Below are 13177 nucleotides of genomic sequence, written 5' to 3'. Positions count from 1 at the left end.
CACCAATCTGTGTTGATAATTTTTCAAAGAACTATTTTGTAGGGCTTTGAGACATAGCGATGGCATCATCTGATGAAATTGCTTGCCGCAGGACATCAAGGTATTGTTGAGAAATAATTTTAGGTGTGAAATGGGATCGCAGATACTGACGACCTGCTTTGCCCATACGCTCTCCCAACTGGCGATCGCGACTGAGTAAGCGAATGAATTGAGCTAAAGCATGACTGTCTCCATTCTCAAATGTGCCACCGCACTCAGCTTCGGCAATAAATTCTCTCAAGTATGAATACTGCGAACAAATCACCGCTATCGGTCTTCCTGATGCTAAAGCTGAGTAAAGCTTGCTCGGAACCACTAAACTCTCGCTCGATGCATCCACACTCACCAATGAGAGATCGCAAGCAGTTAATGAATAAGGAAGTACCTGCTTGTCTTGATATGGCAGAAATGTAAAATTCAACAGTCCTAATTCATGCACTTGTTGAATCAATTCATCGCGTTTAGCTCCACCACCAATGCAGACAAACTGAATTGGTTCATCTTGCAGTTCTTGAGCGGCTTGGAGGATAGTTGCCATATCATGGCAGCGTCCCATATTTCCAGAGTAGAGTACGGTAAATTTATCTACTAAGTTATGCTTCAGGGCAAACCAATTGTCTTCTTTGGGAATTGGCACAATTAATTCCGGGTTTGCCCAACTGTGGATGACTGAAATTTTATCAGCTACTTGCGGGCAGTTTGCCAACACTTTCTCTTTCATGGCTGGACTGAGAACCACAATTCCCTTGGCGTTTTGCCAAACCAATCTGTTCGTGGCACGCCATAACTTTGCTAGCCAGTGATGCTTTGAGATCACTCCCAGAGCGATGGCAATATCGGGATACAGATCGTAGATAATGCAAACATAGGGAAGTCGAAACAACAAGTGAGCCAGATATCCCACTATCGGCAAGAATGGAGGGGCTGTAGTTACCAACAATACATTACTCCGCCGCCAAGCCCTCAGTAGATACAGCACAGCACGTAAGGTATATAAAACACCATTGATAGCTTTACCACGAATTCGCCCAGGCCAAAGTTGGGCTGTGCGCGATCGCTGGACTCGGATTCTACCCAGACGTTCAACTGGTAAAGCAGGTGTATGGGAGTCAAAGGCATATCCTGGCTGACTCGTAAAAACCTCAACATCCACTCCTTGCTGCCCTAATTGTTTTACTAATTCCTCAATTAGCTGTCCTGTAGGTGCATAGTCCGGTGGAAAAAATTGCGTGATAGCAGACAATTTGATTGATTGTTGAGTGTTTAGAGAATAGTCATTTTTAACATCTATCCGTGTAGAAATGGATTGCAAAAACTTTTCATTAATCCATTTATTTAGTCTCATCAGTTGTTTCCTGTTATACAAATTTTATTCAATACGCTATTGAACTGCTCAAGCCATTAATTACACAACAAAGACTTGTCTGTTTTCACAAATATTTTATGTTTGCCTAAAGCAAGTTTATTAATTTACTGGTATACATAGAGTCTTTTAAAAATCGCACACATAGTATATATGCTAGATAAAAGCATAAGGTAACTCCAAAAAATAAACAATAGCTTCGGGTCATTGACCGTTGACTGTGAGCTGTTAACTATCGATAGTCAACAGTAGCAATCGAATATTTTTTTACTTGAAAGTTCCTAACTATGCCACTTCAGCATATAAGTGGATATTTATACTCTTTTAATTTGTATACGCGACTTTTCGGGACAAGGGAACACAACTAAAAGCGAAAGTCTAAAGAGCTACCATCATTTTAGACATTTACAGGCTTTTAAACCAACTTTATTTGATGTCTAAAAAATTCTCACAGCCACTATCCACTAGTGTCGGCTGAAAAATGGTGTTGACTGAAATATTGGGAGTCTATGGTCATTGAAGTTCGGACATTTTAACTTACTTAATATTTGAGATGGAATGAGCAATATTTTTTACATAACTAGGCTTTGGGTATTGTTTCTAATTCAATATCATATTTTACATGGAATTTTCTACAACAATACCATGAGAAAACAATGTTTAAAATTCGTCCTTCCACTTCACGAAAAATTTATTTTTTCCGAATGTAGATAAACGAAAACTTCATACAATAGTCATTGTTTTGTAAACAAATTTTGATACCAAAAAAATCCTATATCTATTAAGTTGGGATTAGCTACTTTTGTGATGTTGGTAATAAATCAAGTATCAGTTTTCTACGCAGAAGCAATCTTAAAAATTAATAAAGTATTAAATTTTACCTAATTATCCGTTAATAAAAGTTTTGAGAAGTGAGAATTCACGTAGTGATATTGAAATTACTCTAGCTACGATTGATGTAAAAGATTTATCATCTGACCGATATAAAAGTCTCAGGTCATGAGAGATTGATTATGATTTTCAGTATTGATATCGAATAAAAAAATGTATACTTAAAAACAAAGACTTTATCATCCTTAGTGACTCTGGTAAAATTTCAGAGAGTAAACAGACTAGAATCATAACAGTTCACACTAAGTAAGAGTTATCATCATACAAGTTAAAAGCTAACTCAAAGGATACATTAATACTTAGAAACCATCGAAATCTGGATTTTTGCTGCCCTTGATGCATCATACTAAATAACTTTGCTAATCTGGTGGCTAGTAATAAACCTTTGTATGGTTATTTACTTAACCTGGAAATACTGAAGTTATTACAGACATTTTTTGTAGCGTAATTAATAAGTATTTTTAAATAGATGGAGAATCATTCTTCCCAATCGTCAAATTCTGACGAGAATCGGAACTCTCTACCACCATTTCTTCAGTCTCAACCTTTGCCGTGGTCACAAGAGCAAGGAAATGATTCGAGTTCCGGACAATTCCTCAGTATTTTACAGAGACGAGCGCTGGTTATTGCAGGGGTAAGTATTACTCTGATGACAGTTGTGGTTATCAACTTGATACTAAACCGCGAGTTACCGATATATGAAGGCAATTTTCGCTTATTAGTGGAACCTGTAAATGATGACTCTAAAGTAGTGGATATTGTCAAAGACCCCAATGTAACCAAATCTGGTTTAGATTATGACAGTCAAATTGAGGTTCTCAAAAGCCCTGAATTAATGGGAGAAATTCTCAAGAACCTCAAAACTACCTATCAAGATATCAACTATAATTCCCTGATGGCAAATTTCACGATTTCTCGGTTAGCTCAAACCAAGATCATTGAAGTTCGTTATCGAAGTCACAATGCAAACCAAGTTAAAACTGTACTCGACCAAATTGCTGAAGATTATATAGAATACAGCCGTGAAAGGCGGCAAACCAAGCTACGCCAAGGAATTCAGTTTGTTGAAAAACAACTACCATCGATCCAAAATCGAGTTGATGAGCTTCAGAAAGAACTGCAAACTTTCCGGCAAAAGTACGATTTTTTTGACCCACAAATTCAGTCAGAACAAGTTGTTAATCGCATCAGTAGCTTGTCTGAGGAAAGACAAGTGGTGAATCAGCAATTGGCACAAGCTCGTGCCAATTTATCTGTTCTACAGAAAAAAGATGGTCAGGTGGCAACCCTCAAGGATGCTGCGTTGTATCAACAGTTACTAGCTCAATTACAGGAATTAGACGTTAAAATTGCTACCGAATCAACTCGTTTGCAAGATAGTAACCCAACCATCCAAACATTGAAGCAGCAACGATCGAGGCTAGTACCTTTGCTCAATCAGGAAGCACGACGCTTTCTAAGTACAAAAGTGTCAGAGTTAACAACTCAACTCAAAACTCTAGAAGTGCAAAGCCAAGAGCTAGCTAAAGCAGAGCAGAAACTCGAACGACAACGCAAGCAATGGCCAATTTTGGCACGACAATACACCGAACTACAGCGAAACTTAGAGGTGGCAACTGAGAGCTTGAATCGTTTTTTATCTACTCGCGAAAACCTGCAAATTCAGATATCTCAGACAGAACTTGGTTGGCAGTTACTAGAAGCACCAAGTAAGCCGAAGTTTCCAATCTCTGATTCGAGTTTGAAACGTTATTTAATACCAGGAATAGTTGGGAGCATAGCTTTAGGAGTTGGTGTCGCCATATTGTTGGAAAAGCTAGATAAGACATACCATAGCTCTCAGACACTAAAGGAAGAAGTTAAACTACCGTTGTTAGGAAATATTCCATTTGAAAAACAAATCGAAAGCACTCAAAACTATGCACCCACATGGAAAATTCCCATTCTTAAAAGTGTTTCTGGCTTGAGTATATTCAGAAAAAAAGACCAGGAAGATAGCAGTTATTCGGCAAAATTTTTAGAAGCTTTGCGGGTGCTGTATACAAATGTGCAATTGGTTAGTGGCGATCGCTCCATTACTTCTCTAACTATCACCTCAGCTATGGAAGGCGATGGGAAATCCACTATCGCCTTCCATCTAGCTAAAGTAGCTACAGAAATGGGGCAACGAGTACTACTTGTAGATGCTAATTTACGCCAACCCAACATTCACAACTTATCAAATCTGAATAACTCACGGGGATTAAGCAATTTAATCTTGACAAACGTCGCCATGAACGAGGCGATTCGACAGTTACCTTCTATGAATGAACTATCTGTAATCACTGCTGGTTCGATACCGCCAGATCCGACAAAACTACTTTCATCTGAAGAGATGAAGCGATTAATGATGAATTTCCATCATACCTTTGACTTGGTAATTTATGACGCTCCCCCTGTGTTAGAACTAGCAGATGTTAGCTTACTTGCACCCCATACTGATGGCATATTGTTAGTGGTGAGAATTGATAAAACCGACTCATCAATGCTCCAGCGAACTTTAGAGCATCTCAAGACTTACCGCATGAATGTTTTAGGTATGGTTAGTAACGGTAACAAGAGCAATAATCGGTGTTAATTGTTGACTGTTGACTGTTGACTGTCAACCGTTAACAGTTAACACATAATATTTCACAAATTATTTGGGATTACTATAGGAAACTAAGTAAATTTTTAATGTTCATCAGTCTGTAGTTTGATAAAAATGTGACTTAATTTCAGCAAATTTAGAACTATAGATACATATAAATAAACACAGAGGATTTCTCATCTGTGTTTATTTCAAGCTGAATTTTTAATTTCTAATTTTCATCCCGTCCGTGAACTTGAGCAGGAGGGCTTGTTGCCTCAACAGCAGTGAATAGTTCTAGAATTTTGTATGTGTGGGTAGCTCCTTTTGGTACTACCCAAGAATTCCCCGGCTCTAGTAAGATATTTTGCCCTTCAATGTGCAATTCTGCACGTCCATTGATTACATAACCAACAGTTTCATATTCGCGTGCTGTTGGTTCTTTAGGTTCATTGGGTTGTTCATTTTCCCACAAACGCATGGAAATATTTTTACCAGATGCTAGATATTTTTGACCAAGTTGACCTTTAGGAGAATAAGCAGAATCTATTTTCGTAACTGTTTTATCAGGCATGTTTTCTCCTTTCAATAATGTATGGTTTTTCTATTTGATTTGTGAATTTATTAATTAGGCAATAGACAATTTTTTATTGCCTATTGCCTATTTTGCCCGTTACCTGAGGTATAGATAATTTGTTGGCACAATCAAATCAGATTGATATGAGAGTCAAAAATTAGAATCCAAACTTGCTAAAATTCTAATCTCTGTTTCTGACTGGCGTGTTAGGAGGATATTGATAATAACCTTCTGTATCTCTCTCTAATCGGTTAGTTTTGTCTGCGGCTCTATTTTTTGTGCCATCAAAAAACTCTCTTGTAGCTCTAGGAGTTTGTTCATCCAAGTTTAACTTTTGACGGACATTATCAACAGCACCTTTTAAATTGTTTTGGGCATTTCTGATTTGGGTATCGTTTCTAACTTCACCTCGATTGTCTGGTATGCCTTTATAATAAGTGCCCTCTGGGGTTACCACATCAGCGCGGGCTGCATTATCGTAACTAAAAGCTTGGCCAAATAAAAACATAAATCCTAGCAGAAAGACCACAATTATCTGACGGATACGAAAATTTTTGACCACATAAATCAGTCTATTCATAATAATCCTCAATTACATTGATGTTGGAGTAAATTCACAAAATTGAATGCTTATTTTCCATTCAATATTTGGTAGCAACTTGCATTGAGTTAGCTTGCTTTGAAGAGGTAAAACCTCTATTTCTGTATTTGCAGATTATTCCGAAAACGATAATTTCCAGAACATCTGTTTTACTAGAAAAGCACAGAGATGCTTCTCTACTAAAAATTATTTACATCGATACAGCAGCACCGGTAGTTGGTTTCGGAGGCTGAATTTGAGAGGCTGTCCGCACCCGATACAACTCTATTAGTCGCTGTTCGTATTTCAATAAATCTTGGTAAATTTCTTTAAAAATAGCAGTTGCTACTGGGTCGGTGAACATTGCACACAAATTGCCAATATCACCAATACCTGTTTGCACATCTCCCAAAGCAGAACGTAATTGATAGATGTCGTCACTGCCTGTGAGGGCACTTTTGACTTTGGCATACTGATTGGCGACATTTGCTCCTAGAGAAGTTTTTTCACCTAATGCTTGAAGATATGTTTCTAGTTTTTGAATATGGCGTTGTTTGTTGGCAATAATATCTTGAAAAACTAGTTTTATTTCAGCATCAGATTCTTTTTCTGTATATTTTTCTAATGCTTCTAAGGAATAACGTTCTCCTGCAAGGGCAGTATTTAAACCTCTGCCAATTTCACCTTTTGTCGATCCGCCCCAAGCATCAGCTAGTTTCCACCATTGGGCAGTTGTATCTTTTTCCTCTGGCAATGCCACATCTTTGCCACTATAACCCAAGCGACTCAAAATAGCTGTGGTAAAAATTGCCAAGTCTCCAGGTTCGCGAGATGTAATTAAATTTCCATCGACTATTAAAGGTTCATCTGAATAATTTGCCCCTGCATTAGCGATGTCTTTGCTAATAGCAGTAAAACCAGTAATTTGTTTACCTTTAATTAAGTCGCCTTCAATCAAAACTTGTGGCCCGTGGCAAACCGCAGCGACTAATTTTCCTTGTTGTACAGCTTCTTGTACAAAGCGTACTGTATTCGGGTTGCGTCGCATTCTATCAGGAGCCATACCGCCGGGAATCACTACTGCATCGAATTCGCCTGCGATCGCCTCTGTTGTTGTACCATCAGGTTGGACGCTGAGTTTACCACGTTTACCTTTGTATTTTTCATTCATCCGGGAACCAAGGACTACTACATCCATTCCGGCTTGTTTTAGTCCATTATAAGGAACCGAAAATTCTACATCCTCTACTCCTTGTTCAATGAGGATAGCAACTTTTTTCTTACCAAAATGATTGTTATTTTGAGTCATAGTATGGTATTACCTGTTTATTTCTAGCATTTAACTAGCTAGTGTTTTCATTGAGGAGAACAATTAAAAAATTAGGTTTTTTTTCTCATCAAAAATTGCTTGAAATTGTCTGTTATGCAGGGACTTCCCCTGTTGGTGAAGTAGCAAACAATTCTTCATAATCGTGAGACAAATGGGCATGAAAAGCAGCAAATGTTTCTGGTTTAATTGTATTTTGCAACACTGCAAATACAGCACGGACATGAATTGCAGTGGTAGTTGGTTCTATATTTTCTTTTTGACTTGCACGAACAATAAATTCTTGCAAATTAAAAGAACCATCGCCATTTGCTTTCTGTCCCCGCAAATAATCGCCTAATTGTTGAGGTAAGTTTGCTGCTAACTTTTCCGCTTCATCACTAGCTATCCGTTCTTTAATAGTTTCTAATGTGGCACGGGTAGCGCGTTCTGCTTCTTCGCGAGAATCTGATTGAGCCAGGGTTTGCACGTGTGTAATAAACTCGTTGTACTCCACCTTCTACCTCCGCTGTGCAAAATCATTGAATGCATTTAACATTCAGGAAGTCAAGTAGGTCAACATAGAAACACGTAAAATATAGCCTTAGTAATTACTAAGCTCACTTCTAGTGACATTTCACGTTTAATTAAGTTGAGCTACTTAACAACATTAAAATGAGTAAATAAAATTCTATTTTTGGCGAATAAAAAATAGTTACGAGCGAGAAGTTGACTATCGAATAATTTCGGTTTGATAACTCCTAACTCATAACTAATAACTTCAACTACAAGTTGCTTGACCATGAATTGATACTTCCAATTTACGCTGCGATCGCTAGTTTAGCTTCGTACCAAGGGGATAGATTATTTTATGACTAAAGCCATACATCTTTAGTAAGAGAAGTTTGTCACCAGAAAACGTTACTGTAAGAATGCAGAAAATAGCTACTAAATATGGCAGAAAAAAATCACAATGACGAAATCAAAACTGATGATTTACCGCAAGAAATTACTGAATCTTACGGTACTGGTGTGAAGGACTTGCCAGGATACAATATTGGTGGGCGATCGCTGCGAGATGAAAGACGCCAGTACACAGAAACCAGCCCCGAACTCACAGGTGGCGATGTTGACGCTTATTGGGAAGATGCAGATGCAGTGGGAGATGAAGCTGTTGGCGGTACTGTTGCCACTCCCGATCAAAATGTCACTGAAGATATAGAAGCAGCAGTGGGTTTGGAAATGGACGATTTCGCTTTTCTGCGTACCAACGACATTTTAGAGGAACGTGACGACCGTCGTTGGGAGTTAGATCCCATGTCTTCGGAAGATTATCAACAACGGCGGGAATAAGTTGTTGAGTGTTGAGTGTTGACTGGGGACTTGCGAGACAAGGGAGACAAGGGAGACAAGGGGAGAAATTCCAACAATTCTTTCCCTTTGTCTCCCTCTTCCCATAGGTGTCAAGTTAAGCCTTGGTGAATAAAATGGCAGCTACATAAACAAAGCCCACCTTTCCTACGGAACGCTACGCGAACGTAGGCTAAGTGAATTTAACCCGCGCAGGCGGGTTTTGCCTGTGTAGACGCGGTTTCTAAGGGCCTGTTTCGCTTATTCTTCTTGCACATCAATCCAGATACTACCTTCTTCCACACGAATTGGGAAAATTGGCAGTGGTTTTTCTTGGGAAACCAACGATAGTACTTTACCTACGCCAGGTGGCCAGGGACACCAATTTTTCACCTCACCGGTATTTAGGTCAAAACTACTGCGATGGAAAGAGCAAACGATCGCTTTATCTTCAGTGATTTTTGCATTTTTCAAAGGCAATTTTAAGTGAGGGCAGGTGTTTTCTACAGCATAAAGTTGATTTTCGTGATTTAAAAGTAGGATTTTTCGGTTACCAACTTTTACCACTTGTCGCGCACCTGGCGATAGTTCTTCCACAGCAAGTACTTTAGTCCAACTCATTAGGTTCTCCTTTCCTAACAGATCTGCTTTTAGTTTCTCGCAATTGTGACCAGTGCGATCGCTTTTTAGGGTTGAGGAGGCGGGAGTGGAGAGTCAGAACAAAACTTAAACCCAAGGTTTTCATTCACAGCATAAGCTGTATCTGGATAGTCGCTAAATACGCCATCAATACCTAATTTGAAAAATAGCTCATATTCTCCTTGGGGATTTCCTAGAAAATCCAATGGCAAAAAGTAGTCTTCGTTACGGAAAGTCCAGGCATGAACTAGTAAACCACATGCATGAGCATCAATGTTTAAAGATGTTGGTGAGAGCAATTTACCAGTGCTATCTCTAGAAACTAAGAGATTTTTATGAATTCCGATGGCCTGTGCATATTTAGCAATTTCTTCTAAACCTGAAGTCGTGACTAAATCTGTATAGGTACTATTATTGCCACTAATTACAAAATCATAGGGTTTACCAGTATTATTCAGCAATTGCACCAAAGGTAAATCAGTTTTTGTAGATAAGTTTTGTAAATTACTTACTTCAAAAGATTGAATGAAAACAGGGGCATTAGCTCCTTGATAACCATTTGCTGTTAACGTTGCTAATAAGGGTTTTTCTAAGGGTAACCCAATGGATTTAAAATATGTCGGGTGCTTAGTTTCCGGATAAATTCCAATGTGACGATTAATTTCCCCACTTTTATTTTTAGCTAAATCAATGATTTCTTGGAAGGTGGGAATTTCAAACAATCCATCATAAAGAATATTTTGTGGACGAAGTTGGGGAATTCGTTCTTTAGCCCGTAGAGTTTTCAGTTCTGCAAGGGTAAAGTCTTCGGTAAACCAACCTGTTTTTAATTCTCCATCTATTATTTTGCTGGTTTGACGGCCTGCAAATTCTCTGTGTCTAGCAACATCAGTAGTTTGAGAAATTTCATTTTCGTGACGAGCAATTAAAACACCGTCTTTTGTCGAAACTAAATCTGGTTCAATATAGTCAGCGCCTAGTGCGATCGCTAATTCATAAGCAGCTAAAGTATGTTCTGGACGATAGCCACTAGCACCTCGGTGTGCAATAATAATCGGGGTTTTACCTGTGAATTTTTTAGTCACCTCTGGAAACGCAAAATTTATTTTTTACTAACAAATCGATAAATTTTCACATATCGCCAATTTTTTTCATCTTCTAAAGTATACAATTCGCTCATTTCCTTTTTAAATTCATCCTTTAATTTCCAATAAAATTCGCGATTCACTATTAAAAATACTGTCTTAGCATTATTGGTAGCAGTCTGAATTTTCTCTCCTAAATTTTTTCCTTTAACTGTTTCGAGAATATATTGCGGTATATATAAAGTCGATGAATCTCCATAATATTTGAATAATCTAATCTGTCCCAAAAGTAATACAGATTTTGCAGATGCATCTCGGTTTTTTACTAAATACTCAACTGCCCCGCGATAGTCATCTTTTCCATATATAGGATTGAAATAGTAATTAAAATTAGAATAAATATTCATAACTACCAAAAAAACAGTAGCTATTTTGGCAAATTTCGATAGCACATCAAGTTGACTTTGACCTTGAGTATCTGCTTGGTAGTTATGTAAAAATGCTGACGGTATCAAAATAAAAAGTGGAAGACATAGGTAAAAAGAATGACGTGGTAGCCAGTTAATTTTAGTTACTAGAGCAAATACTAAATTCAGTAAAAATGATATGACTAAAATCCATGCAAATAAATAATCAGCACGTTGATGTTTTCTAGTTTTTAACTGACTCAATAAACTTTTGACTAAAGCTGTAAAAATTACAGTAATCACAATAAAAAAGATTAGTAAATGCGGCCAGTAACCAAGTAAAATTTCTATTTTATTATCACCGCGTAATTCTTCCAGTGGCGCTGCATAGGATGTCCCAACTAACGTACCGTAAATCACAAACATAATATTCTGAATTATTGGTAATCCAGTACGAGTTACTGCTGTAGCTGTTGGATCTGATGCAGCAGGGGAAAATAAATAAAACCAAAGCATTGGTGAGGAAAAAATCACTGAAGGAATCAACCACCTCAACCATTCTTTGAAATTTCTATAAACGATAGCATGAGCTATATAAAGTGCTGATGTGAACATTAATGTTAAGACACTGCCAAAGGTTGCTATGGCAGAAAAAATCCCGAAAAGCACTTGAAAAATAATCTTGTTATTTGTCTCAGGGTTGAGAGATTTACTAAAGAAATATATCTGAAAAGCAGCAATGAATATTAACAATGAGTATGGTCTAGCATCTTGGCTATAAAATACGCTGAAAGAACTCACAGCTAAAATTAAAGAAGACCAAAATGCATGTTTTTTGCCATAAATATTTAGGCAAGTAAAGTATACAATAATTACTGAACCTACTCCAAATAAAGCTGATAGCGCTCTAATGGCAAATTCACTTTCACCAAATAGTGAACGCCAAAGAAACAATAGTAAGTAGTAAAGAGTTTGGTATTTATCACCAGCTTCTCGATTTTGGATTTTATAAAAATTTTCTTGTAAGCTTGTGGCATCAGATAACGCTAAACTCCAACCTTCATCAAACCAAAGACTTTGATTCTGTAATAAAAAGAAACGGCTAAAAATACTAATTGTAATAACCGTAAAAAATATTAAATAATATTTGTACTGTTTCATGTTTATCTCCAAAACATTAATATACCCAAAATCTAATTTTACAATTATCAAAATTCCATCTAGACTTGCCTAAGACATTAAAACAAATATCTCTAATTTGGAAAAGAGTTATTTGAACTATGGAAGACCTTATCACACCAAGGAGTACTTTTTTGTGTTAATTCTGTGTTAATTCTTTTGTGAAATAAAATTACCGATCGTCAAATGAAGTTCAAAATTGCTTTAATTTAGACTATTGTAAGCATTTCTTAGATGGCCCTAAACCTTTAAAATCTTTAGCAGATAACTAGGTATATTGCCATGAGTGAAAATACAGAAACAATTTTCAGTAAAATCATTAGTCGAGAAATTCCCGCTGATATTGTTTACGAGGATAATTTGGCGTTGGCATTTAAAGACATTCATCCCCAAGCGCCTACTCACATCCTCGTGATTCCCAAAAAACCCATTGCCACGTTAGCCGATACTGAATCTCAGGATCATGCACTGTTGGGGCATCTTTTATTAACTGCCAAACGCGTTGCCGAACAGGCTGGACTGAAAAATGGTTATCGAGTTGTCATCAATACTGGTGATGATGGCGGGCAAACGGTTTACCACCTACATTTACATATCTTGGGAGGACGGCAGTTAGATTGGCCTCCTGGTTAACATAACTATTAGATGAATTGCACTTGCAAGTGCGATTCATCTTCTAAACAAATCAGTTTTATAATTAATACTTATTTAAACGTTCTTTACAAATCTTAATTTTCAGCTTAGTGTAGTAAACATAGGTAAGTAAGTTTGCTTACTGAAATCATAAAACCATTAACCGCAATCATAAAACAATGACAGCAACCATTCAACAGCGCCAAAGCGCCAACGTATGGGGTCGCTTCGCCAACTGGATAACCAGCACCAACAACCGCTTATACATCGGTTGGTTCGGCGTATTGATGATCCCCACCTTACTAGCAGCAACAGCTTGCTTCGTAATCGCCTTCATCGCAGCACCCCCAGTAGACATCGACGGCATCCGCGAACCAGTAGCAGGTTCCTTACTCTACGGAAACAACATCATCTCCGGAGCAGTAGTACCATCTTCTAACGCCATTGGTTTACACTTCTACCCAATTTGGGAAGCAGCATCATTAGATGAATGGCTTTACAACGGTGGCCCTTACCAATT

Annotated in this window: 11 protein-coding genes and 1 pseudogene; 4 read left to right on the top strand and 8 right to left on the bottom strand. The window is 37.7% G+C overall.

Annotated elements, in window-relative coordinates:
* Positions 1-31 precede the first annotated feature (31 nt).
* Positions 32-1384, bottom strand: a complete 1353-nt coding sequence (locus tag VF06_RS21360) for a glycosyltransferase family 4 protein (protein ID WP_099069533.1) — start codon at positions 1382-1384, stop codon at positions 32-34.
* A gap of 1378 nt (positions 1385-2762) precedes the next feature.
* On the opposite strand from VF06_RS21360, the gene VF06_RS21355 reads away from it, so the two are divergent.
* Positions 2763-4910 (top strand): GumC family protein, encoded by a 2148-nt coding sequence (locus VF06_RS21355; RefSeq protein WP_099069532.1) that lies wholly within the window; start codon positions 2763-2765, stop codon positions 4908-4910.
* Positions 4911-5133: 223 nt separating this feature from the next.
* On the opposite strand, the gene VF06_RS21350 is transcribed toward VF06_RS21355, so the two are convergent.
* The 4 genes from VF06_RS21350 to VF06_RS21335 form a co-directional block, all read right to left on the bottom strand.
* Entirely contained in the window at positions 5134-5475 is a 342-nt protein-coding gene (locus tag VF06_RS21350; RefSeq protein ID WP_099069531.1) for a cupin domain-containing protein, read from the bottom strand.
* Between the two features lie 184 nt (positions 5476-5659).
* On the bottom strand, positions 5660-6058 hold the full coding sequence (locus VF06_RS21345; RefSeq protein ID WP_099069530.1) for a hypothetical protein: 399 nt from the start codon (positions 6056-6058) through the stop codon (positions 5660-5662).
* A 211-nt stretch (positions 6059-6269) separates the two neighbouring features.
* Positions 6270-7367, bottom strand: a complete 1098-nt coding sequence (locus VF06_RS21340; RefSeq protein WP_099069529.1) for a DJ-1/PfpI/YhbO family deglycase/protease — start codon at positions 7365-7367, stop codon at positions 6270-6272.
* Between the two features lie 112 nt (positions 7368-7479).
* Positions 7480-7881, bottom strand: a complete 402-nt coding sequence (locus VF06_RS21335; protein ID WP_099069528.1) for a DUF2267 domain-containing protein — start codon at positions 7879-7881, stop codon at positions 7480-7482.
* Positions 7882-8318: 437 nt separating this feature from the next.
* Here VF06_RS21335 and VF06_RS21330 point away from each other — a divergent pair, with 437 nt between their 5' ends.
* The gene (locus tag VF06_RS21330) at positions 8319-8717 is read left to right on the top strand and encodes a DUF6335 family protein (RefSeq protein ID WP_099069527.1); all 399 of its coding nucleotides are present in this window, start codon (positions 8319-8321) and stop codon (positions 8715-8717) included.
* Positions 8718-8975: 258 nt separating this feature from the next.
* On the opposite strand, the gene VF06_RS21325 is transcribed toward VF06_RS21330, so the two are convergent.
* The 3 genes from VF06_RS21325 to VF06_RS21315 all read right to left on the bottom strand — a co-directional run bounded on the left by VF06_RS21325 (position 8976) and on the right by VF06_RS21315 (position 12006).
* On the bottom strand, positions 8976-9335 hold the full coding sequence (locus tag VF06_RS21325; protein WP_099069526.1) for a Rieske (2Fe-2S) protein: 360 nt from the start codon (positions 9333-9335) through the stop codon (positions 8976-8978).
* A 65-nt stretch (positions 9336-9400) separates the two neighbouring features.
* Positions 9401-10438: a glycerophosphodiester phosphodiesterase gene (locus VF06_RS21320; RefSeq protein ID WP_099069525.1), complete on the bottom strand. Its 1038-nt coding sequence runs from the start codon at positions 10436-10438 to the stop codon at positions 9401-9403.
* A gap of 17 nt (positions 10439-10455) precedes the next feature.
* Complete coding sequence (locus VF06_RS21315) at positions 10456-12006, bottom strand: glycosyltransferase family 39 protein (RefSeq protein ID WP_099069524.1); 1551 nt, start codon at positions 12004-12006, stop codon at positions 10456-10458.
* Positions 12007-12306: 300 nt separating this feature from the next.
* Between VF06_RS21315 and VF06_RS21310 the strand changes: the two genes are divergently transcribed.
* Positions 12307-12657, top strand: coding sequence for a histidine triad nucleotide-binding protein (locus VF06_RS21310; RefSeq protein WP_099069523.1), 351 nt, complete (start codon positions 12307-12309; stop codon positions 12655-12657).
* Positions 12658-12836: 179 nt separating this feature from the next.
* Positions 12837-13177: pseudogene (locus VF06_RS21305) on the top strand (photosystem II q(b) protein); the annotation flags it as partial.

The organism is Nostoc linckia z4 (assembly GCF_002608075.1).
Taxonomy (GTDB): domain Bacteria; phylum Cyanobacteriota; class Cyanobacteriia; order Cyanobacteriales; family Nostocaceae; genus Nostoc; species Nostoc linckia.
Note: the sequence above shows the minus strand (reverse complement) of the source record. Positions and strands in the feature narration are given on the sequence as shown.